Annotated in this window: 21 protein-coding genes, 1 tRNA gene and 1 pseudogene; 13 read left to right on the forward strand and 10 right to left on the reverse strand. The window is 71.0% G+C overall.

The window, feature by feature from the left end:
- Positions 1–391: pseudogene (locus tag ACWED2_RS46960) on the reverse strand (IS982 family transposase); the annotation flags it as partial.
- 217 nt (positions 392–608) lie between these two features.
- Between ACWED2_RS46960 and ACWED2_RS46965 the strand changes: the two are divergent.
- The 6 genes from ACWED2_RS46965 to ACWED2_RS46990 all read left to right on the forward strand — a co-directional run bounded on the left by ACWED2_RS46965 (position 609) and on the right by ACWED2_RS46990 (position 6,386).
- The gene (locus tag ACWED2_RS46965) at positions 609–1,514 is read left to right on the forward strand and encodes a LysR family transcriptional regulator (RefSeq protein WP_449696985.1); all 906 of its coding nucleotides are present in this window, start codon (positions 609–611) and stop codon (positions 1,512–1,514) included.
- A gap of 131 nt (positions 1,515–1,645) precedes the next feature.
- Positions 1,646–2,782, forward strand: a complete 1,137-nt coding sequence (locus ACWED2_RS46970) for a CaiB/BaiF CoA transferase family protein (protein WP_449696986.1) — start codon at positions 1,646–1,648, stop codon at positions 2,780–2,782.
- A 14-nt stretch (positions 2,783–2,796) separates the two neighbouring features.
- The gene (locus ACWED2_RS46975) at positions 2,797–3,540 is read left to right on the forward strand and encodes a crotonase/enoyl-CoA hydratase family protein (RefSeq protein ID WP_449696987.1); all 744 of its coding nucleotides are present in this window, start codon (positions 2,797–2,799) and stop codon (positions 3,538–3,540) included.
- The gene (locus tag ACWED2_RS46980; RefSeq protein WP_449696988.1) at positions 3,537–4,283 is read left to right on the forward strand and encodes an acetoacetate decarboxylase; all 747 of its coding nucleotides are present in this window, start codon (positions 3,537–3,539) and stop codon (positions 4,281–4,283) included. Before ACWED2_RS46975 ends, ACWED2_RS46980 begins: the two co-directional genes overlap by 4 nt.
- Positions 4,280–5,188 carry a 3-hydroxyacyl-CoA dehydrogenase NAD-binding domain-containing protein gene (locus ACWED2_RS46985; protein WP_449696989.1) on the forward strand — a complete coding sequence of 303 codons (909 nt, stop codon included), beginning with the start codon at positions 4,280–4,282 and terminating at the stop codon, positions 5,186–5,188. Before ACWED2_RS46980 ends, ACWED2_RS46985 begins: the two co-directional genes overlap by 4 nt.
- Position 5,189: 1 nt before the next feature.
- Positions 5,190–6,386, forward strand: coding sequence for an acyl-CoA dehydrogenase family protein (locus ACWED2_RS46990; RefSeq protein ID WP_449696990.1), 1,197 nt, complete (start codon positions 5,190–5,192; stop codon positions 6,384–6,386).
- Positions 6,387–6,390: 4 nt separating this feature from the next.
- Here ACWED2_RS46990 and ACWED2_RS46995 read toward each other — a convergent pair whose 3' ends face one another.
- Entirely contained in the window at positions 6,391–7,596 is a 1,206-nt protein-coding gene (locus ACWED2_RS46995; protein ID WP_449696991.1) for an LCP family protein, read from the reverse strand.
- A gap of 205 nt (positions 7,597–7,801) precedes the next feature.
- Positions 7,802–8,545 carry an SDR family NAD(P)-dependent oxidoreductase gene (locus ACWED2_RS47000; RefSeq protein ID WP_449696992.1) on the reverse strand — a complete coding sequence of 248 codons (744 nt, stop codon included), beginning with the start codon at positions 8,543–8,545 and terminating at the stop codon, positions 7,802–7,804.
- A gap of 39 nt (positions 8,546–8,584) precedes the next feature.
- On the opposite strand from ACWED2_RS47000, the gene ACWED2_RS47005 reads away from it, so the two are divergent.
- Positions 8,585–9,601 carry an RNA polymerase subunit sigma-70 gene (locus tag ACWED2_RS47005; protein ID WP_449696993.1) on the forward strand — a complete coding sequence of 339 codons (1,017 nt, stop codon included), beginning with the start codon at positions 8,585–8,587 and terminating at the stop codon, positions 9,599–9,601.
- Between the two features lie 137 nt (positions 9,602–9,738).
- Here ACWED2_RS47005 and ACWED2_RS47010 read toward each other — a convergent pair whose 3' ends face one another.
- Positions 9,739–10,002 carry a WhiB family transcriptional regulator gene (locus tag ACWED2_RS47010; protein WP_310972536.1) on the reverse strand — a complete coding sequence of 88 codons (264 nt, stop codon included), beginning with the start codon at positions 10,000–10,002 and terminating at the stop codon, positions 9,739–9,741.
- 566 nt (positions 10,003–10,568) lie between these two features.
- On the opposite strand from ACWED2_RS47010, the gene ACWED2_RS47015 reads away from it, so the two are divergent.
- Together ACWED2_RS47015 and shbA are read left to right on the forward strand one after the other, a co-directional pair.
- Positions 10,569–11,057: an RNA polymerase sigma factor gene (locus tag ACWED2_RS47015; protein ID WP_449696994.1), complete on the forward strand. Its 489-nt coding sequence runs from the start codon at positions 10,569–10,571 to the stop codon at positions 11,055–11,057.
- 146 nt (positions 11,058–11,203) lie between these two features.
- Entirely contained in the window at positions 11,204–11,800 is a 597-nt protein-coding gene (shbA, locus tag ACWED2_RS47020) for an RNA polymerase sigma factor ShbA (protein ID WP_449697004.1), read from the forward strand.
- Between the two features lie 30 nt (positions 11,801–11,830).
- On the opposite strand, the gene ACWED2_RS47025 is transcribed toward shbA, so the two are convergent.
- A complete protein-coding gene (locus ACWED2_RS47025; RefSeq protein ID WP_449696995.1) occupies positions 11,831–12,664 on the reverse strand; it encodes a LysR family transcriptional regulator in 834 nt (277 codons plus the stop codon).
- Positions 12,665–12,760: 96 nt separating this feature from the next.
- On the opposite strand from ACWED2_RS47025, the gene ACWED2_RS47030 reads away from it, so the two are divergent.
- On the forward strand, positions 12,761–13,735 hold the full coding sequence (locus ACWED2_RS47030) for a bile acid:sodium symporter family protein (protein WP_449696996.1): 975 nt from the start codon (positions 12,761–12,763) through the stop codon (positions 13,733–13,735).
- 100 nt (positions 13,736–13,835) lie between these two features.
- On the opposite strand, the gene ACWED2_RS47035 is transcribed toward ACWED2_RS47030, so the two are convergent.
- Positions 13,836–14,834: a phage baseplate protein gene (locus ACWED2_RS47035; protein ID WP_449696997.1), complete on the reverse strand. Its 999-nt coding sequence runs from the start codon at positions 14,832–14,834 to the stop codon at positions 13,836–13,838.
- 19 nt (positions 14,835–14,853) lie between these two features.
- On the opposite strand from ACWED2_RS47035, the gene ACWED2_RS47040 reads away from it, so the two are divergent.
- Entirely contained in the window at positions 14,854–15,204 is a 351-nt protein-coding gene (locus ACWED2_RS47040; RefSeq protein WP_449696998.1) for a hypothetical protein, read from the forward strand.
- A 41-nt stretch (positions 15,205–15,245) separates the two neighbouring features.
- On the opposite strand, the gene ACWED2_RS47045 is transcribed toward ACWED2_RS47040, so the two are convergent.
- Positions 15,246–15,515 carry a hypothetical protein gene (locus ACWED2_RS47045; protein ID WP_449696999.1) on the reverse strand — a complete coding sequence of 90 codons (270 nt, stop codon included), beginning with the start codon at positions 15,513–15,515 and terminating at the stop codon, positions 15,246–15,248.
- A gap of 182 nt (positions 15,516–15,697) precedes the next feature.
- Here ACWED2_RS47045 and ACWED2_RS47050 point away from each other — a divergent pair.
- Positions 15,698–15,771 (forward strand) — tRNA-Ile (locus tag ACWED2_RS47050).
- A 323-nt stretch (positions 15,772–16,094) separates the two neighbouring features.
- Here the strand turns inward: ACWED2_RS47050 and ACWED2_RS47055 are convergent.
- From ACWED2_RS47055 to ACWED2_RS47065, 3 genes are read right to left on the reverse strand one after another with little or no spacing between them, the layout of a single operon-like run.
- Positions 16,095–16,694: a dihydrofolate reductase family protein gene (locus ACWED2_RS47055; protein WP_449697000.1), complete on the reverse strand. Its 600-nt coding sequence runs from the start codon at positions 16,692–16,694 to the stop codon at positions 16,095–16,097.
- Positions 16,691–17,491 carry a metalloregulator ArsR/SmtB family transcription factor gene (locus ACWED2_RS47060; RefSeq protein WP_449697001.1) on the reverse strand — a complete coding sequence of 267 codons (801 nt, stop codon included), beginning with the start codon at positions 17,489–17,491 and terminating at the stop codon, positions 16,691–16,693. The genes ACWED2_RS47055 and ACWED2_RS47060 overlap by 4 nt, the downstream gene beginning before the upstream one ends.
- A 33-nt stretch (positions 17,492–17,524) precedes the next feature.
- Positions 17,525–18,496, reverse strand: a complete 972-nt coding sequence (locus tag ACWED2_RS47065; RefSeq protein WP_449697002.1) for a hypothetical protein — start codon at positions 18,494–18,496, stop codon at positions 17,525–17,527.
- A 188-nt stretch (positions 18,497–18,684) separates the two neighbouring features.
- Between ACWED2_RS47065 and ACWED2_RS47070 the strand changes: the two genes are divergently transcribed.
- Positions 18,685–19,644 (forward strand): hypothetical protein, encoded by a 960-nt coding sequence (locus ACWED2_RS47070; protein WP_449697003.1) that lies wholly within the window; start codon positions 18,685–18,687, stop codon positions 19,642–19,644.
- The last annotated feature ends 110 nt before the right edge of the window (positions 19,645–19,754 follow it).

Raw genomic sequence — 19,754 nt, forward strand, 5'->3', positions numbered from 1 at the left:
CCAGGTCGGAACGCTTCACCGTTTCCCGCGACATCCCGCACGGCACCGGGGTCGCGTCGGTGATCCACAGGTCATCGAACCAGGACGGGCTGCACACGGCCAGCGTGAGGATCGCTTTGCACAACAACGACTGCGATGACTTGAGCCGTTTGTGGTAGCCGGACTGGGTCAGCATGGCCGGGAACATGGCGCGCCACTCGGTGTCGGCGTGGATGTGCCTGATCCAGCGCCGGTGGCTGTCGTAGCGCTGCAGCATCTGAGCTACGGCCATCGTGATCAGCTCACTGTCAGTCAGCTCCGGTCGCCGGCCACGGCCAGTACGGGGCGGCACAACATGGTCGTCGATCAGCACGTAGAGTGCGGTCAGGAGGGTGTTCAGGTCTTTCGTCACAGTTCGATCTTGGACACCCTCCTCCCACACGCGCACAGCGGCCTCCTTCACGTGATCTTCACGGAATCAACCATCTAGGTACGCGTGTCGTCCATCCACGTACGCGTGTCGTCCGTTCCGGCGCGGGGCTCAGGTTCCTGGACGGACAACACGCGTACCCAGGCGGACGACACGCGTACCCGAATGGACGACACGAGGGGGTGGTTAGGGTCGGGGTATGGAGATGCTGCATCTGCGGTACTTTGTCGCGGTCGCCGAGGAACTGAACTTCTCCGCGGCCGCGCGGAAGCTGCACATGGCCGCCTCTCCGCTCAGCCAGCGGATCAAGGACCTCGAGCACGAGCTCGGGCAGCAGCTCTTCGACCGCAGCACCCACCACGTCACCCTCACCGAGGCCGGGGCCGCCCTGCTGCCCCTCGCGCGGGACGTGCTCGAGCAGGTCAGCGCCATTCCGTGGAAGCTCGCCGAGGCCGCGAAGGCGCAGCGCAGCACCCTCTTCCTCGGGATGCCCGCCGGGGTGCACCCCGATCTGCGGGAACGCGTCAACGCCCTCGCCGAACGGGTGAAGCAACGGTACGAGCTCAAGCGCTGGCCCGGGACCACCGCCGATCTCGTGCAGGGCGTGCACGACGGGAAACTGGCCCTCACCCTCGCCCGGCTGCCGGTCACCGATCCCGCGCTGGAGCAGCTGCCCGTGATGACCGAACGGCTCGGTGCCGTCGTGCCCGCCGACCTGTTCGCCGGGCGGGATTCCGTCAGCCTGGCCGAGCTCACCGAATTCCCGTACGTCGCCTCACCAGGCGAAATCATCCCCGCCTATTTCGAGCAGCTCGATCACCAATTGAACGAACTCGGCGTCCGGAAACGCATCCGGCTGAGCAACACCGGTTACGGCGGGACGTCCGAAATCATCTCCAGCGGCGAGGCGTTCTCCATTTCCATGCTCGACGCCAAGAGCCCGATGCACGGCTACCGGCTCGACAACGTCACCGTGCTCCCCTTCACGGATTTCCGCCCCCAGCTGGACACCGGCCTGCTCTGGCGGCGCGATCGCACCGACGGCGACCTGCACGAGCTCGTCGATGCCGCGAAAGAGATCTTCGCCGAACCGCTCAGCAGCTGAACAGCGTTCCCAAGAATGGTATGACCACCAGAGTCACACCATTGTTCGCATCATGATCATTCCCTTTCCCGCCGCCCGCGCCTACGTTCGGAAGCAGAGCAGAGCAGCAAGGCGCGAAAGGACGGAAACACATGACGACCGGACCTCTGGACGGCGTGCGCGTGATCGACCTCTCGACCGTGGTGATGGGCCCGTACGCGGCCCAGATCCTCGGCGACCTGGGCGCCGACGTGATCAAGATCGAGTCCCCCGCGGACACCGTGCGGGTGGGCGAGTACCGCACCACGCCGGGCATGACGGCGCTGAACCTCAACGTCAACCGCAACAAGCGCAGCGTGGCCCTCAACCTCAAGGACGACACCGAGCGCGAGCAGGCCCTCAAGCTGATCGACACCGCCGACGTGCTGATCACCAACATGCGCCCCGGCGCGCTGGCCCGGCTCGGCCTGAACTACGACGACGTCGCCGCGCGCAACCCCCGCCTGGTCTACGCCCACGCGCAGGGCTTCCGCGGCGACTCCCCGCAGGCCGGCAACGCCGCTTACGACGAGACCGTGCAGGCCTCCTCCGGCCTGGTCGACGTGGCCAACCGGGCGCTCGGCGAGCCGGTCTACCTGCCGACGATCATCGGCGACAAGGTCTCGTCGCTGACCATCGCCTACAGCGTGCTCGCCGCGCTGGTCCACCGGGACAGGACCGGCGAGGGCCAGCAGATCGAGATCCCGATGACCGACACGCTGATCGCGTTCAACCTGGTCGAACACCTCGCCGGGCACACCTATGAGCCGCCCGAAGGCCCCACCGGGTTCGCGCTGTCGATGACGAAGGGGCACGCCGCGGTCCACACCTTGGACGGCCTCGCCTGCGTCATCCCCTACAACCCGCAGAACTTCCGCGACTTCTTCGCCGGAGCCGGGCGCCCGGACCTCGCCGAGGACCCGCGGGTGAACGGCGACGCCATCAACCGCGCCGACAACGAGTGGCTGACCGAGCGGATCGCGGAGTGCGCCCCGGCGCTGACCACCGAGGAGTGGGCCGAGGTGTGCGCCAAGCACAGCATCCCGATGGCCCCGGTGCTCGAACTGGACCGCGCCCACGAGGACCCGTACGTCCGCGACGGCCACCTGCTCGACACCGTCGAGCACCCGAGCGAGGGCGCCATCCGCACGGTCGGCATCCCGGTGAAGTTCTCCGCGACGCCCGGCTCGATCCGCCGCCTGGCCCCGCTGCCCGGCCAGGACACCGCCGAAGTCCTCGCCGAACTCTGAAAGAAGCAGGAGTCATGACCGAAGTACGCACCGAACGGATCGGCAGCACCCTGCTGATCACGATCGACCGGCCGCAGGCCCGCAACGCGGTCAACGCCGCCGTCGCGGCGCAGCTGGCCGCCGCCCTGGACGAGCTGGAAGCCGACCCGGCGCTCCGGGTGGGTGTCCTGACCGGCGCCGACAACACCTTCAGCGCGGGAATGGACCTCAAGGCCGCGCTCAAGGGCGAGTCGCCGGAGATCCCCGGCCGCGGGTTCGGCGGCCTGACCGAAGCCGAGCTGACCAAGCCGCTGATCGCCGCGGTCGAAGGGTTCGCCATGGGCGGCGGATTCGAACTGGCGCTGGGTTGCGACCTGATCGTCGCCAGTGAACACAGCCGCTTCGGGCTCCCCGAGGTCAAGCGCGGGTTGATCGCCGCGGGCGGCGGTGTCATCCGGCTGCCCCAGCGGATCCCGCACCACCTCGCGATGGAGTTCCTGCTCACCGGCGAGCCCGTCACCGGCCGCCGCGCCGGCGAGCTGGGCCTGGTCAACCGCGTGACCGCACCCGGAGACGCCGCCGCGGTCGCCCTCCAGCTCGCCGAGAAGCTGGCGGAGAACGCGCCCCTGGCCCTCGCCGCCGTCAAGAAGATCGTGCGTGCCGCGGATCCGAAAGCCGCGGAACGCGAAGAAATCAAGAACCTGATGCAGTCCGAGGACGTCCGCGAGGGCATGACCGCCTTCGCCGAGCGCCGCGCTCCGAAGTGGACAGGCGAATGAAGATCGAAGAAGTCCGCCGTCAGGTGACGACCCCGCTGACCGCCCCGGCGTTCGCGCCCGTGGTCCCGAGGTTCACCGACCGCGAGTACCTCAACATCGTGTACCGCACCGACGCCGACGCCCTGCGCGCGGTCGTCCCGGAGCCGCTCCAGGTCGAGGAACCGTTGGTGCGCTTCGAGGTCATGAAGATGGGCGACGTCTCCGGCTACGGCCCGTACACCGAGTCCGGTCAGGCGGTCGAGGTCAGCTTCGACGGCGAACGCGGCGAGTACCTGCACGCGATGTACCTCGACAACTTCCCGGCCACCGCGTCCGGCCGCGAGGTCAGCGCCTACCCGAAGACCGTCGGGTCGCCGAACCTCTATGTCGACAACGGCGTCCTGGTCGGCACGCTGGACTACGGAACGCTGCGGGTGGCCACCGCGACCATGGGCTACAAGCACCACGAACTGGACGCCCGCGCGGCCGAACACGAGATCACCGTCCCGACGTTCATGCTCAAGACCATCCCCGGCTACGACGGCGCCCCGCGCGTCCAGGAACTGGTCCGCACCGAGATCACCGACGTCGTGGTCAAGGAGGCCTACACCGGCCCCGCCCGGCTGCAGCTGTTCCAGCACGTCCTGGCCCCGCTGGCCGACCTGCCGGTGCTGGAGGTCGTCTCGGCGAGCCACATCCGCACCGACCTGACGCTCGCTCCGGTCAAGCCGGTCTTCGACTACTTGAAGGGAGCGCGATCATGAAGAACGCGGCAGTCATCGGCGCCGGCACGATCGGCCTGTCCTGGACGGCGCTGTTCGCCCACCACGGCCTGACCGTCCGGGTCACCGACCCCCGCCCCGACCTCGCCGAGGCCGTCGAAACCGCGCTGACCCAGTTCGCCCCGCACCTCGGCACCACCGCCGACGAGCTGGCGAGCCACGTCCACATCGCCGGAAGCGTCACCGAAGCCGTGAAAGCCGCCGACGTCGTGCAGGAGAACGGGCCGGAGAACGTCGAGTTCAAGAAGGACCTGTTCCGGCAGCTCGTGGCAGAGGCTCCGGAGCACGCGCTGCTGCCGAGTTCGTCGAGCGCCATCCCGTCGACGGCGTTCACCGGCGACCTGCCGGACGCGAGCCGAGTCCTCATCGGACACCCGTTCAACCCGCCGCACCTGATCCCGCTGGTCGAGGTCGTCCCCGGGGAGCGCACCAGCGACGAGGCCGTGCAGCTGGCCGTCGACTTCTACACCTCCCTCGGCCGCACCCCGGTCGTGGAGCGCAAGGAGATCCCCGGGTTCGTCGGCAACCGGCTGCAGAACGCGCTCAGCCGCGAAGCGATCTACCTCGTCGAGCAGGGTGTTGTGACCCCGGAAGACCTCGACCGGGTGATCACCAATTCGCTCGGCATCCGCTGGGCCACGGTCGGGCCGTTCCTCGGCTCGCACCTCGGCGGTGGCCCCGGCGGCTACCGGCACATGGCCGAGCACATCGGCAAGTCCATGAAGCAGATGTGGGCCGGGCTGGGCAACCCCAGCCAGAGCCCCGAAGAGCAGGAGCAGCTCATCGAAGCTGTCGAAAAAGCTTACGGCTCCTCCACGTACTCGGAACTCGCCGAGACGCGCGACCGCAAGCAGCTCGCCGTCCTGTCCGCATTGGAGGAGAACTGACATGACCACGGAAGCACTCGAAGGCCAGCTGACCGCCGACTTCTACAACTACGAGACGCTGCTGAGCGACGAAGAGCGCAAGCTGCTGGTCCAGGCGCGCGACTTCATGCGCACCGACGTCAAGCCGCTGGTGAACGAGAACTGGGAGGCCGGCACCTTCCCGAAGGAGCTCATCGGGATGTTCCGCGAAAGCGGTCTCGCGGGCCTGCCCTACGAGGGCTACGGCGAGCACAAGCCCGCGGTCAGCCACCTGCTCACCGGTATGATGGCGATGGAGATGAGCCGCACGGACGCGTCGGTGGCCACGTTCTTCGGTGTCCACAACGGACTGGCGATGTACTCCATCTACAGTGGCGGCAGCCAGGAGCAGCGTGACCGCTGGCTGCCCGAGATGGCCGCGATGGACAAGATCGGCGCGTTCGCGATGACCGAGCCGCTCGGCGGTTCCGACGTCGCCGGCGGCATGCGCACCACGGCCAAGCGGGACGGCGACACCTGGGTGCTCAACGGCGCCAAGAAGTGGATCGGCAACGCGACCTTCGCCGACTACGTCGTGGTGTGGGCGCGTGACCTCGACGACAACCACGTCAAGGGCTTCGTCGTCGAGAAGGGCACGCCGGGCTTCTTGGCGGAGAAGATCCAGGGCAAGACGGCGTTCCGGATCGTCGAAAACGCCGAAATCACCCTGACCGACGTCCGGGTGCCCGAGGAGAACCGCCTGCAGGGCATCAACTCCTTCCGCGACGTCGCCGAGATCCTGCGCGCCACCCGCGGCGGCGTGGCCTGGCAGGCGCTGGGCGTGATGGTCGGCGCCTACGAGCTCGCGCTGGACTACGCCAAGGAGCGCACGCAGTTCGGCCGGCCGATCGCCCGCTTCCAGCTGGTGCAGGACCTGCTCGTGAAGAGCCTCGGCAACATCACCGCCTCCTGGGGCATGCTGGTGCAGCTCGCCCGCCTGCAGGACGCGGGGATCTTCCAGGACGAGCACTCGTCGCTGGCGAAGGCGTTCGTCACCGCGCGGATGCGCGAGGTGGTCGCCTGGAGCCGGGAGATCTTCGGCGGCAACGGGATCGTGCTCGGCTACGACGTCGCGCGGTTCTTCGCCGACGCCGAGGCGATCTACTCCTTCGAGGGCACCCGCGAGATGAACACCCTGATCGTCGGCAAGGCGATCACCGGGCAAAGCGCCTTCGTGTGAGGGCTTAGTTGACGCAGCCGGCGGCCGAACTGGTCGCCGGCTGCTTCGTGTCCGAAGCACCCGGCGCCTTCGTGCCGGTGGCCGCCACCGGCTTCACGCCGCCGGTCGTGTCGTCGCCGGAGGCCTGGACCGCCGCGGTGCTGATCGCCGTGCGGACGAACTGCTGCACCTGCGCCGGGTCGACCTTGACCGCGTCGCCGTCCGACGGCGTCGCCAGCGACAGGCTCTGCACCGGGATGGTGGCGAACGCGATCGCGCCCGAGGTCATCCCCCGCAGCTGCTGCGCGAAGCTCAGGATGTCCCAGCCCTTGTCCAGCACCACCGAACCCTGCACCGCACTGACCAGCTGGCCAAGCTTCGACGGGTCGGTGAACGTGCCCGCGCTCAGCACCTTCTTCGCCATCCCGGAGAGGAACGCCTGCTGCCGTGCGATGCGGTCGAGGTCGCCGTTGGTCAGCCCGTGGCGCTGCCGGACGAAGGCGAGCGCCTGCGCTCCCGAGAGCGTCTGCGGGCCGGCCGCGAAGTCCGCGCCGGAGTAGCTGTCGTGCACCGGCGCCTTGAGGCAGACCTCGACGCCGCCGACGGCCTGCGACAGCGCGTCGAAACCGGCGAGGTTGATCGCCGCGTAGTGGTTGATCGTCAGCCCGGTGAACTTCTGCACCGTCTGGATCGCCGTCTTCGCGCCCGCCTCGTTCGCCGCCACCTCCAGCTGCGCGCCGGAGAGCCCCTGGGCGCGCAAACCGGACATCGCGGCGTTCTTGCCGCGGCTGTACGCCGAGTTGATCTTGTGCTTGCCGTACCCGCCCGCGATGTCCACATAGGAGTCGCGCGGGATCGAGATCGCGGTGGCCGCGGCGCCGCCCGCCGGGATGTGCACCACGATCATCGTGTCGGTGGTGTCGCCGCCGTCGTCGCCGCTCCCGGCGTGCAACGCGTCGAGCACGTTCTGCGGCAACGGGTTGCCGTACGTGTCGGTCCGCGAGTCAATCCCGACGAGCAGGATGTTCTGGGCGACCTGGAGCGGCTCGCCGGGCGGGGTGTCTTCGGTGTCGATCTGCGCGGCCGGCGGGATGACGTCGGCGGTGACGATGCCGGCGTCGAGGGAGCTCAGCTGCGTCCACAGGTAGCCGGTGGCGCCGAGCACCGCCGTCGACACGACGCCGACCGCGACCCGGCGGCCGATCCGGCTCCCCCGCGACGACAACAGCACGGCTTTCCCCTTGCTTCCCTGTGGTTCCCCTTCTTCGAGGATCACCGCGTTTGCTGGGAATCAGCTGAGAAAGTTGTTGAAAGCTTGTGACGCTGCCCGATCGGCCGAGCGGAATCCGGCCCGACGGCCGGTTTTGCCACGCACGGTAGGGATGCGCGCACGGGAAAGTGCTGTGGCACCGGCCACACAGGCCGGCTCTATCGCGTCACCGCGGCAGTTTGCGCCAGATCGCCCGCGGCAGAAGGCGCATTCCGAAGAAGACCGGACGGAGTATTCCGGGCACCCAGACGACTCCCCGGCCACGGCGCAGCGCCGCGACGGTCGCTTCGGCCACCTGGTCCGGCGTGCTGGAGAACGGCGCCGGAGTCATGCCTTCGGTCATCCGGCCGATCACGAAACCCGGCCGGACCAGAAGGAGTTGAACACCGGAGCCATGCAAGGCGTCGGCGAGGCCGCTCGCGAAGCCGTCGAGGCCGGCTTTGGCCGATCCGTAGACGTAGTTCGCGCGGCGCACCCGCACCCCGGCCACCGAGGAGAACACGACGAGCCGGCCGTGGCCCTGCGCGCGCAGCAGGTTCGCGGCGTGGGTCAGCGCGCCGACCTGGGCGACGTAGTCGGTGTGCACGATCGCGGCGGCGTGCGCGGCGTCCTGTTCGGCACGGGCCTGGTCGCCGAGGATGCCGAAGGCGAGCACGACGGTGTCGAGCGGCCCGTGCTCGGCCGCCACCTTGTCCAGGAACGGACCGTGCGCGGCGAGGTCGTCGGCGTCGAACTCGGCCGTTTCGACCGCCTCGGCACCGGCCTCGCGCAGCGCGGCGACCTCCGCGGTCAGGTCCGCGCCCGGCCGGGCAGCCAGCACGAACCGCCGGACGTCCCCGCTGACCAGGCGTTTCGCCACGGCCAGGCCGATTTCGCTGCGCCCGCCGAGCACCAAGACCGTTCCGCTCATCGCAGCAGTCTTCCAGCCCGGGTGCGCTAGCGTGCCGGGGTGGGTCACGCCAGCGACTTCGAGACGCTCGTCGAACGGCACCGCCGGGAGATCCAGGTGCACTGCTACCGGATGCTCGGTTCCCTGGCCGACGCCGAAGACCTCACGCAGGAGACGTTCCTGCGCGCCTGGAAGGGCCGCGACGGGTTCGAGGGCCGGGCGAGCGTGCGCACCTGGCTCTACCGGATCGCGACGAACGCCTGCCTCGACGTCCTCGCCCGCCGCCCGCGGCGGGTGCTGCCCGACCAGCTCGGCCCGGCTGGGGAGCCGGTGGGCCCGATCGAGGCCGCCGACCTGCCGTGGCTGGAGCCGTACCCTGATCGGCTGCTCGAAGGCGCCGATGACACCGGCGCCGCCGTCGTCGCGCGCGAGACGATCGAGCTGGCCTACCTCGCCGCCGTCCAGTACCTGCCGCCGCGCCAGCGGGCGGCGCTGGTCCTGCGGGACGTGCTCGGCTGGTCGGCGAAGGAGACGGCGGCGGCGCTGGAGACGAGCGTGGCGTCGGCGAACAGTGCTCTCCAGCGAGCGCGCGCGACGCTGCGTGAGCGGTTGCCCCCGCGGCGTGCAGAGTGGACGGTCGGCGACCCGACGGCCGAGGAAACCGCACTGCTGAAGCGGTTCATCGCCGCGTACGAAGCGGGCGACCCGGCCGCGGTGGCCCGGCTGCTGCACGAAGACGCCCAGGCGATCATGCCGCCGTACCCGCTGTGGTTCGGCAACCGCGCTTCCATCGTCCGGGCGCTCTCGCTCTCGATGGACCCGGCGTCGCCCGACTGCGTGGGCCGGTTCCGGATGTTGCCGGTGCGCGCCAACCGCCAGCCGGCGGTGGCCACCTACCTGCGGCGCCCGGAAGAGCACGATCACCGGTGGTTCGGGGTCACCCTGCTGACGGTGGAGGCCGGGCTGGTCACGGCGATGGCCGCGTTCGAGTCGGTCACGGCGGCGGCGTTCGACCTGCCGGAGACCTGGCCGGCAGGCCCGCACGGGCCGACCGGAAAGATGCAAAACCGCGCATAGATATTGCGGTGAAAAAAGCCCGGGTGGGTGATTCGCAGGGAATCACCCACCCGGGCGCGCACAACCGGAAGCTGATTTGCTTTCCGGATTCGCTTGTCGTCCTCGCGGCCGCCGGGAAGAGGTCACCGGGCGGCGCGTCAGGCCACTCGGTGCCGCTCGGGCGCGGTGCGCACCAGCCGGCGGCGTTCGTCCGCGGTGGTGCCGCCGAAGACGCCGTGGTCGAGGCCGTTGTCGAGCGCGTAGCCGAGGCATTCGGCGCGCACGGGGCAGCGCGCGCACACGGCCTTCGCCTGCGCCGTCTGCCGGGCGCCGGGGCCGACCTCGGAGATCGGGAAGAACAGTTCCGGGTCCTCGTCCTTACAGGCCGCGAGTTCCGCCCAGCCCGTCATCGTGGCTTCCATTTCCTTCGTTCACCTCCTTCTCTTACTGCTTCTTTCCGGCGGCTCCGGGTCGCGGAGCCCCCGGCCGGGGCCAAGCCCCGTATGTCACTGCTTCCCATTGTTGGGGCGCGTCAACCGACTTGATTCCGGCGGGCGCGCGAGCGCATCCGCCTGAGTCAAGGGGGTTTTGGCTTCGGTCCCCGGCTCACCCTCCGGGCAACCAAGACTGCAACACATGAGAGTACGCCTTTCTTCCGGGGATCTCGATGTCGATCACGTCACCCGATCGGCGAAGCCCGCGGCCGCCGGGCGGCGCCGGACCGGTGGCGCCGGTCCGCTTCTGCGTTGTCCTGACCGGGTTTCCGGTCGGGGGTGATCGAAACGCGGTGGCCGGGAACCGCGGAGCCCGCGTGTCCGGAATCCTCCGTTCACGACTTAGAGGCCGCCGAGCGCCGCCCGCTCGTCACCAGCCGTCACCGAAGCAACGCGGTCCATTACTCCGACCGAGCAGTCTTGATCGAATCGTTACACGTAGCGGGCCGTTCAGCGCACCTGTCCTTGTGAGGGCGAGGGGTGGTGGGGTTTCCGTGTGCGGTCACGACGAGTTCGACGCGTTCTTCCGCGCCGACTTCCCGGCCCTCGTGGCGTTCCTCTGCAAGGCCGGGTTCGAGGTCGAGACCGCGCGCGACGTGGCCGCCGAGGCGATGCTGCACGCGCTGGAGGCGTGGCCGATCGCCGAGGACCCGCGGGCCTGGGTGCGGCGGGTCGCCGGGCGGCTGCTCGACACCCCGGGCGACGCGCGGGCGGACTGGACCCCGGCGGGCGACCAGCGGGACGACGAGCAGTTCGCCGGGCTGGTCGAGCAGCACGCGGGCCTCATCGACCTGCTCGCCACCCTCCCGGACAAGCAGCGGATGGTGCTGGCGTGGTCGCTCGACGGGTTCACGCCGTCCCAGATCGCGGAGGCGCTCCGGATCGCGCCCGCGACCGTCCGGTCCACCCTCCGCCACGTGCGGGAACGCCTCAGGCGACTCCGGGCCGCCCGGCCCGGTGACCAGCGGGACAGGGAAAGGTGAGCGAAATGCCGGCAACCGAGTACGGGGATCGGGTGATCACCGAGCAGCTGCGGGAGTCCAACGCCGCCCTGCACGACTCGCTGCGCGCCGGGCTCGACGTGGAGGGCACCCTGCTGCGGGTGCGCAGCCGGGCACTGGTCCGGCAGATCGCCGCGACGCAGCCCGCCGAAGCGTTCCCGCAGCACTGGCGGCGTCACGACGAGCCGGTCGCCGCCGCGACCGCCGGCGACGACGCCGCGACCGCACGCCTGCTCGCGACCATCCGGCCGCTGGTGGTCCGCTACTGCCGGGCCCGCGTCGGCCGCCACGAGCGGTCGTTCGCTTCGGCGGACGACGTCGCCCAGGAGGTCTGCCTCGCCGTGCTCACCGCATTGCCGTCCTACCACGACCAGGGCCGCCCGTTCCTGGCGTTCGTCTACGGCATCGCCCAGCACAAGGTGGCCGACGCCCACCGGGCCGCGGCCCGCAACCGCAGCGACCCGGTGCCCGAGGTGCCGGACGGGGTGAGCGAAACGGCCGGTCCGGAGCAGCGGGCCCTGCGGTTCGAGCTGAACGAGCGGCTGTCCCGGCTGCTGGACGTGCTGCCGGCGAAGCAGCGGGAGATCGTCGTGCTGCGGGTGGTGGTCGGGCTCTCGGCGGAGGAGACCGCCGCGGCGGTGGACTCGACGCCCGGCGCGGTCCGGGTGGCCCAGCACCGCGCGCTGGGACGCCTCCGCAGGCTGCTCACCGGCGAAGAGGCGTAACCGGCCTCCGTCGAGGGTGGCGGCGGAGGATCAGCGCCGGACCCGCTCCAGGATGAACTCGGCCAGCGCCGCCGCCGGGCCCTCCATCGACTCGCGGGCCAGCAGCATGAACTCGATGTCGCCCGGCTCCGGCAGGCCGGCGAGCTCGGTCAGGTCGGCCGGGACCAGGCTGCGCGCGTGCAGGGTCACCCCCAGGCCGGCCGCCGCCGCGGCGCGCAGGCCCGTCAGGCTCGACGTCTGGCACGCCGCGCGCCACTCCAGACCCGCGCGTTCGAGGCACTCCACCGCCAGCTGCCGCGTGATCGACGGCATCGGGTACTGCACCAGCGGCACCGGCTGGCCGGGTTCCAGCACCGTGGCGGCCGACCCGATCCAGACCAGCGGCTCGCGCCAGAGCAGCCGGCCGTGGTGCGCGCCCGGGCGGCGTTTGCCCAGCACCAGGTCGAGCCGGCCGGACCGCAGCCGCTGCGTCAGGACGTCCGACAGCTCGACCGTCAGCTCGACGTCCACCAGCGGGTGACTGCGGCGCAGCCGGTGCAGGATCTCCGGCAGCTCTCCGAGCGCGAAGTCCTCGGAGACGCCGAAGCGCACGCGGCCACGCAGCTCGGCGCCGCGGAAGTGCCGCTCCGCTCGCTCTTCGGTGTCGACGACGGTCTGCGCGAAGCCGAGCATCGCCTGCCCGCGCTCGGTGAGTTCCACCGTGTGGGTGTCGCGGGCGAACAGCAGGCCGCCGGAGTCGCGCTCCAGCCGTCGCACGTGCTGGCTGACGGTCGGCTGGCCGACGCCGAGCCGCCGCGCGGCCGCGGTGAAGCTGCGCGTCTCGGCGACGGCCAGGAACGAACGGCACAGGCGGGGGTCCAGCACCGGCCGAGTTTATCGCGATTCGCGATGACAGTCAGTCCGGTCATCGGGGTTCACAATGAGCACGGGGTCGCCGAAAATGGGCGTGGAAGGAGATCCATGTCCCGCTTGCGTCCCGACCCGTTCGTCCTCGCGATCCTCGCCACCGTCGGCGCCGCCACCCTGCTGCCCGCTTCCGGCGCGGTGGCCGGCGGCTTCGGCGTCGCCACCACCGTCGCCGTCGGCCTGCTGTTCTTCCTGTACGGCGCCCGGCTGTCCACGCAGGAAGCCCTCGAAGGGCTGCGGCACTGGCGGCTGCACGCGGTGGTGCTCGCGGCGACGTTCGTCCTGTTCCCGCTGCTCGGCCTGGCGCTGTTCCTGCTCCCCGCCTCGGTGCTGCCGGCCCAGCTCGCGGCGGGGGTGCTGTTCCTCGCGGTGCTGCCCTCGACGGTGCAGTCGTCGATCGCGTTCACCTCCATCGCCCGCGGCAACGTCGCGGCGGCCATCTGCAGCGCCTCGCTGTCCAACCTGGCCGGCATCGTGCTCACGCCGCTGCTGGTGGCGCTCCTCCTGGCGGGTGACGGCGCGGGGGTCGACGGGTCGGCGGTGCTCGGGATCGTGCTCCAGCTGCTGGCCCCGTTCGTCGCGGGCCAGCTGGCCCGCCGCTGGATCGGCGGCTGGATCTCGCGCCACGCGGCGCCGCTGAAGCTGGTCGACCGCGGTTCGATCCTGCTGGTGGTGTACACGGCGTTCAGCGCGGGCATGACGGAGGGCATCTGGCACCGGCTCGACCTGGGTCACCTCCTGGTACTCGTCGTGGTGTGCGGTGCGCTGCTCGCGGCGGTGCTGGGTGCGACGGGCTGGGGCGCCCGCGTGCTGGGCTTCGCCCGCGCGGACCGGATCACGATCGTGTTCTGCGGGTCGAAGAAGAGCCTGGCCAGCGGCCTGCCGATGGCGACGGTGCTGTTCGGGCACGCCCAGGTGGGGCTGATCGTGCTGCCGCTGATGCTGTTCCACCAGATCCAGCTGATCGTCTGCGCCGCACTGGCCCGGCGTTACGCGGCCGAGGAGGAACGGGACCTCCTGCCCGCCTGAATCCCTTGTGGACGGTCAGGAACACCGGCCGGCGAGTCACTTCCGGTAGTCGGCCGGGTAGCCGCCGCCAGCGTGCCGGCGAAGGGCGTGGTCGTCAGTTTCACGGGTTCACCAGCACGTTCTTGTAGAAGAGGTTGGCGTAGCGGTTGGCGTTGTCCATGCTGCTGCGCGAACCGAAGCCGAGGAACAGGCGCGTCTCGCCGTCGGCCGTGCGGTAGACCGCCAGGCCCTCCGGTTCGCGGAAGACGAGCGTCGAGCCCGCCCTCGTGATGTCGCGGTCCCGCACCGTTCCCGTGTTCATGTCGATGCGCGTCACGTAGGAATCGATGTCGGCCGCGTCGGCGTGGCCGGATCCGTCCAATGTGTACAGACTGCTGCCGAGGATCGTGTAACCCTGGAAGACCACGCTCGTCGTGCTCAGCGGGGGCTGGGGGAAGTGCACCAGTGGCTTCGAGAAGTCGCCGGCGGCCGCGCTCGCGAGCGGGTACACGCTGTACCACATCTGGCCGCCTTCGCTGCGGCGGACCGCGAGCCGCTGGTACACCGGGTCGGTGGCGCAGGTGATCGTCTTGCTCCCGGTGAGGAACTTCTTCATCGACGGCGTACCGCCGTTCACGAACTTGAAGCGCGCCAGCGCGGTGCCGCGGGCGTCGGTGGTCGTGCCGTCGGCGTCGCACTCCATCCAGATGTAGGACGCCGTCCCGACCGGCTCCACGCCGATCGACACACCGTGGCCGGCGTGGGCCACGTGCATCGAGCCGAGCAGTTCGCCGGAGAAGCTGAGCTGGTTGATGCAGAGGTCGTCGCCGGAGGTGCCGTTCTGCGCCTGGACGACGAAGAGGCGCCGGTTCACGTTGTCGAAGGCGAAACCCTGCATCACGTGGTGCGACTCGTGCAGCATCTTGCTGCGGAACAGGTCCGAGGACGGCTTGGTGATGTCGATGTGGGGCGACACCGGGATGCCGTCGCCCTCGGCCGCGGCGGTGCCGGTGAGCAGGACACCGGCCCCGAGCGCGGCGGCGGTCGCGGCACCCGCACGGAGGAACGAGCGCCGGGAAAGCGCTCTCGAAGTGACGCACTGGACGGGGTTCTGGGACACGGCTCGCCTCCTGCTTCGGATGTCGGCGAGAGCGTCCATCGGCGCCGTACAGAGCCCGTACAAGCCGGATGTACGGGGGCCGATCACGCCGGAAGCCGCTGAAGGGTTGCTGCTGAGCACCGTGCAGGGTTCCTACACCGCCACCACGTTCCGGGTGCGGGCGATGGCCTACCCGGACATCCCGAAGGTGGAGGGCCGGATTTGGTTCGGCTATGCGGCCTACGCGCCGACAGGAGCGCCGACCACGACACCGACACCGCCGGTCACCTCGACGCCGAGAACCACCTCGACCCCGACGCCCACGCCCACGCCGACTCTGCCGCCGACCACGAGTTTTCCGACGCCCACCCCCACCGGCGGCGGAAGCTGAGCGGAATCCGCGGTCTTCGCCCGGCCCGCGAGGAATTTCCGTCACCGCGGGCCGGGCGAAGGCCTCTTTCCCAGCTCTTCCGCGAAAATCCCGTCCACCCGCGCACTCGCCCGCCGCAACGCCCGCACGGCCACCCGGATCAGCCAACCGGCCGCGAACACGAGCAGCAGCACCAAACCGATGACCCCGGGATTCGCCACGACGACCTCCCGGTACTCGTGTGCGAGGTAACCCAAGCCGGCCCCCGCGGCGAACGCGTCCAGCAACGCCAGCCGGGCCGCCCGGGAACGGGACGAGGTGGCAGCGCCCATGCTTCCTCCCGCCGTTCCGGTCAGCGGTGACGCCCTTGCAACCTAGACGAGCGTGCGCCGGTCGGTGGCCACTTCAACCTGTTTGGCCTACCGGATCTCCCCGGATGGCCGCTGTGATAACTTGAAGCGAACTGAGTGTTCTGTGCACATGCAAACCTCGGGTGCCAGCGCACGCCGATGAGGGGGCGGTAGCTCAGTTGGTTAGAGCAGGGGACTCATAATCCCTTGGCCGCGGGTTCGAGCCCCGCCCGCCCTACCGAGCGATTTGGGTGAGGTATGCCCGCGGACAGCGCGGGCCGTTCCTCGCTCGTTCGTTGTGTTTTCTGGGGGTGCAACCCCCAGACCCCGCCCGGGGGCTCCGCCCCCGGACCCCCCGGTGTGGTCGCCTTGGGCGGGCGGCCGCCAGTTGGTGTGGGGACCACTCGGCCGGGGACCCTTCTTGACGGACTTGGCCCGGTGCAGGGAGTTCGCTGCGAACGCGCCGACCGCACGTCTATTGTGGACGCTGATGGGCCTCGGCTCCGGTGGGCAAGTAGCAGCCGGCCGGCGGACCGTCAACCGCGCCTGCTGCCGCGCGGGTCAGCGCACGCGGTCGTAGACCGCCGCCGTCTCGCCCAGCTCGCCGGTTTCGTGGTGGGTGAGCCGCCAGCGCGACGCCGGCAGCCCGTCCTCGAACAACCGGGGCCCGCCACCCGCGATCTCCGGGCAGACCATCAGGTACAGGCGGTCGAGCAGGTCCGCCGCGAGCAGCGGTTTGATGACGCTCGCACTGCTGTTGACGAGGATGTCACCCCCGGCCGCAGTCTTCAGCTCGGCGACGACACCGGCGGCCGGCGCGTTCACCAGCCGGGTGCGCTCCCACGGGGCGTCGGCCAGCGAGCCGGAGAACACCACCTTTTCGGCGTCCACCAGCCATTTCGCGTAGCCGCGGTCCCGCGGGTCGGCGTTCTCGTCGGCGGCGACGGCCGGCCAGAACCCCAGAAACCCCTCCGCGTTGCGCCGGCCGAGGACCGCTGTCGTCGCCCCCTCCCAGATCCTCGCGAGGTGGCGCCGCGCGACTTCGGTGGTGGCGTACGGGAGGATCGCGCCCATGTCGGCGGGCCCGACGGGGCCATGGTAACGCCCGTCGAGGGTGAGACTGAGGTTCGCGGTCACCCGGCGTCCGGTCGGCTCGGTCATGGTGTTCGGCCCTTTCGGTCGGAGAGCACGTCGATGAGGTGGTCCAGGACTTGGCGCCAACCGGTCTCGATGCCGGCGATGAACGGGACGGCGCCGACGGTGGTCGCGGTGATGCGCAACCCCAGCCGCAGCCGGGTCCCGCCCGCGTCCGCGTGGAGCTCGAGGTCGTAGTGGCCGGTGAACGAGGCGGGGCCGGTCACCGCGAGGTCGAACGCGAGCCGGCCGGGCTCGTCCGCGACGCGCACCCGGCCCTCGGCGCGGTACTCGCCGTCGGCGTCGCGGTAGCCGAGCACGACCCGGCCGCCCGGCCACGGATCGAGGGTGCAGGCGGTGACCGTCATCGACGGCGGCACCCACCAGGACGCCAGCAGGTCCGGATCCGTCCAGTGCCGCCAGACCACGCCTTCGGGCGCGGGCAGCAGGCGCTCGAACGCGAAGGTGCGCCCGTCCGCCCAGCGATCCCGGTCCGCGACCGCGGCATCCGCCTCGACGGTCGCGCGATACCGGGCGACGGCGGCGCGCTCCTCCGCGTGCTCCTCGGTGGCGACGGCCAGCTCCCGCAGCCGCCCGGCGAGCGCTTCCAGGGGCGCGGCCTCGAGGGCGTGGACGCGCCGCTGTCCCAGCGGGAAGACGGTGACCAGGCCGGCGCGGGCGAGGGTCTGGAGGTGCTTGGTGGTCTGCGGCTGCCGCAGCCCGGTCAGTCCGGCCAGCTCCCCGACCGAACGGGGGCGCTCGGCGAGGAGTTCGACGATGCGCCACCGCGCGGCGTCACCCAGCGCGGCGGCGATCCGGTCCATGCCGCCAAGTATTCACACAACAGAATATTCATGTCAAGGAATATCTTGGCCGGGCAGCCAGCGCAGCCCGTAGGCGTAACCCAGCTGCGGCGCGGCGAACTCCTGCGCCACCTCGCACGCCCCGTCCAGCGGCAGCGGCTCACCCGGCTGCGGCGGGTCCGCGAGCACCGACGGCGGAACGCGGTCCAGCCGCCACACGACCCGCGGCGGCTGCCGCGGGTCGAAGCGGACGCGCACCTCGAACGACTCGCACGTCACCAGCGGCACGAACACGTACGACGGGCGGGTCGGGAGACCGTCCCGGATGCGGTACACCAGCGAATACGTGTGGCTGTCGCCGCGGTCCAGTGCCCGCGGCAGGTCGAGCAGCCAGCGGAAGTGCCGCTGGCCCTCCCGGGTGCCTTCGCTGATCCGGACGCCGTGCCGGGCGTCCGCGGCGACGTCGCGCTCGCCGTCGCGGCCGTCCTCGGTGCGCGGCACCGTGAACTGCGCGGAGATCCGGCCGAGGGCGTCCCGGGTGGCCACGATCAGCCGCTCCTCGGTCACCTCGGGCTCAGCGGTGTCGAGCCGGACGAGCACCTTGAGCCGCTTGACGAACCAGCCCTCGTCGGGGTCGGGCCCGCCGCCGCCCGGCCGCGTGCCGGCTTCGATCTCCGCGGCGAGCCGGGCGAACGACCGGTCGACGCGGCGCCGGGCGGTGCGCTCCGAGACGCGCAGCTGATCCGCGAGGACCCCGATCCGGGCACTCAGCAGGGCGTGTTGCGCGCCGGGGGCGATGCCCAGCGCGACGTTGACCGCCAGCCTGTCTTCATCCGGGAATTCCGCGATCGCGACCGAAATCGCTTCGCGCAGAACGCGGCGCGCATCGCGATCGCTCGTCGTCCGGTGGATTTCGCACCAGCCGGAAACGAGCGGCCCGAGCCGGCTGCGCAACCGGTCGGCCTCCAATCCCCAGCCGCGCCGCAACGTGGTGAGTTCCCGGATCAGCCCGTCCTCGTGTGCCATGGCGGTTTTCATTGTGACACGCGCACTTCCGGGCGATCGGCGGCACCGGCTGCGCCGATCAGGTGATTCCGGGATGGCCAGGCAGTGGCCAGTTCCCGGCGATTTCGGCCCGCGCGCGGCCTTTTCCGCTTCGCCGGCTGCCCGACCATTTCCCCGTCGACTTCCGGCGTCGGCATCGGGGAGGAAGGGTGCTCGACACTACCGGGCCGGCCGAGGTCGCCGGCGTCCGGCGGCTCGCCCGCGACGGCCTGCTCGCCGGCTCGGCGGCGGCCGCACGGCCCCGCGCGCTCGCCCGCCTGCGCGGCGGGGTCTACGCGGTGGCGTGGCCGCTGGTCTTCACGCGGATCACCAAGCCGCTGGAACACCGGCGCCGCCACGCGGACTGCGCCCGCGGGCTCCCCTGGCTGCGCCCCGACTGCCTCGACCGCTTCCACGACGACGTCGAGGCGGTGGTGGACCACGCGCTGCGGCGCGCGACCGGCCCGATCGAGAACCTCGAGGGCTGGCTGTCGACCCGCCTCACCCCGGCCACGGTCGACGCGCACCGGCGCCGCCGCGGCGAACTCGGCGCCCTGCAGCGGCCGCGCCTCCCGGCGTGGCTGGCCGACGCGCTCGACGGCGATCCGTGGCTGTGCGACCTGGCGGTGCAGATCCTGGTCTGGGTCGGGGTCCCGGCGACGGCCGGCGCCGAGCTGTGGCCCCTGGACGGCTGGGCGGCGCGGCGCACCGAGGTCACCGGCGAGCCACCGTCCGGCCGCGACCCGCTCGACCGCGAGGTCGACCGGGTCCTGGCCGCGATGCGCACCCGGCCGGCCTGGCACGCGGAGCACGTCGAGCGCCCGCTGGGGCACAAGCAGGCCCCGGTCGCCCCGATGCCGGCGGAACTCCCGGCGCTCGAGCTGGTCACCGAGCACGAGCTGGCGGACGCCCGGCTCGCGGGCCTGGCCGAGCAGGCGTTGCTGGCGATCGAGGCGAAGCTGGACCGGGGCGAGCCTCCCGCCACGGCGGTGCCCACGGTGGTCCGGACGGTGTTCGGCGAGCACGCACCGACCGGCCCGGCCGCCGACGACTGGCTGACGGCAGCACTGGCCGACGACGAGCGGCTGGCGCAGATCGTGGCCACGGTCCTGGCGATCCTGGACCGCTGAGCCGGCAACCACCCAGCTCCCGGCTCCCGGCTCCCGGCTCCCGGCTCCCGGCTCCCGGCTCCCGGCTCCCGGCTCCCGGCTCCCGGCTCCCGGCTCCCGGCTCCCGGCTC

It is taken from the genome of Amycolatopsis sp. NPDC005003 (genome assembly GCF_053600695.1).

What these genes read in the sequence shown, in the direction of transcription:
- ACWED2_RS47045 (WP_449696999.1), bottom strand. Translation starts at nt 15,515, where the DNA reads ATGGGCGCTGCCACCTCGTCCCGTTCCCGGGCGGCCCGGCTGGCGTTG.
- ACWED2_RS46990 (WP_449696990.1), top strand. Translation starts at nt 5,190, where the DNA reads ATGACCACGGAAGCACTCGAAGGCCAGCTGACCGCCGACTTCTACAAC.
- ACWED2_RS47040 (WP_449696998.1), top strand. Translation starts at nt 14,854, where the DNA reads ATGTCGGCGAGAGCGTCCATCGGCGCCGTACAGAGCCCGTACAAGCCG.
- ACWED2_RS46985 (WP_449696989.1), top strand. Translation starts at nt 4,280, where the DNA reads ATGAAGAACGCGGCAGTCATCGGCGCCGGCACGATCGGCCTGTCCTGG.
- ACWED2_RS47060 (WP_449697001.1), bottom strand. Translation starts at nt 17,491, where the DNA reads ATGGACCGGATCGCCGCCGCGCTGGGTGACGCCGCGCGGTGGCGCATC.
- ACWED2_RS47010 (WP_310972536.1), bottom strand. Translation starts at nt 10,002, where the DNA reads ATGGAAGCCACGATGACGGGCTGGGCGGAACTCGCGGCCTGTAAGGAC.
- ACWED2_RS47000 (WP_449696992.1), bottom strand. Translation starts at nt 8,545, where the DNA reads ATGAGCGGAACGGTCTTGGTGCTCGGCGGGCGCAGCGAAATCGGCCTG.
- ACWED2_RS46975 (WP_449696987.1), top strand. Translation starts at nt 2,797, where the DNA reads ATGACCGAAGTACGCACCGAACGGATCGGCAGCACCCTGCTGATCACG.
- ACWED2_RS46970 (WP_449696986.1), top strand. Translation starts at nt 1,646, where the DNA reads ATGACGACCGGACCTCTGGACGGCGTGCGCGTGATCGACCTCTCGACC.
- ACWED2_RS47055 (WP_449697000.1), bottom strand. Translation starts at nt 16,694, where the DNA reads ATGACCGAGCCGACCGGACGCCGGGTGACCGCGAACCTCAGTCTCACC.
- ACWED2_RS47030 (WP_449696996.1), top strand. Translation starts at nt 12,761, where the DNA reads ATGTCCCGCTTGCGTCCCGACCCGTTCGTCCTCGCGATCCTCGCCACC.
- ACWED2_RS47065 (WP_449697002.1), bottom strand. Translation starts at nt 18,496, where the DNA reads ATGGCACACGAGGACGGGCTGATCCGGGAACTCACCACGTTGCGGCGC.
- ACWED2_RS46980 (WP_449696988.1), top strand. Translation starts at nt 3,537, where the DNA reads ATGAAGATCGAAGAAGTCCGCCGTCAGGTGACGACCCCGCTGACCGCC.
- ACWED2_RS46965 (WP_449696985.1), top strand. Translation starts at nt 609, where the DNA reads ATGGAGATGCTGCATCTGCGGTACTTTGTCGCGGTCGCCGAGGAACTG.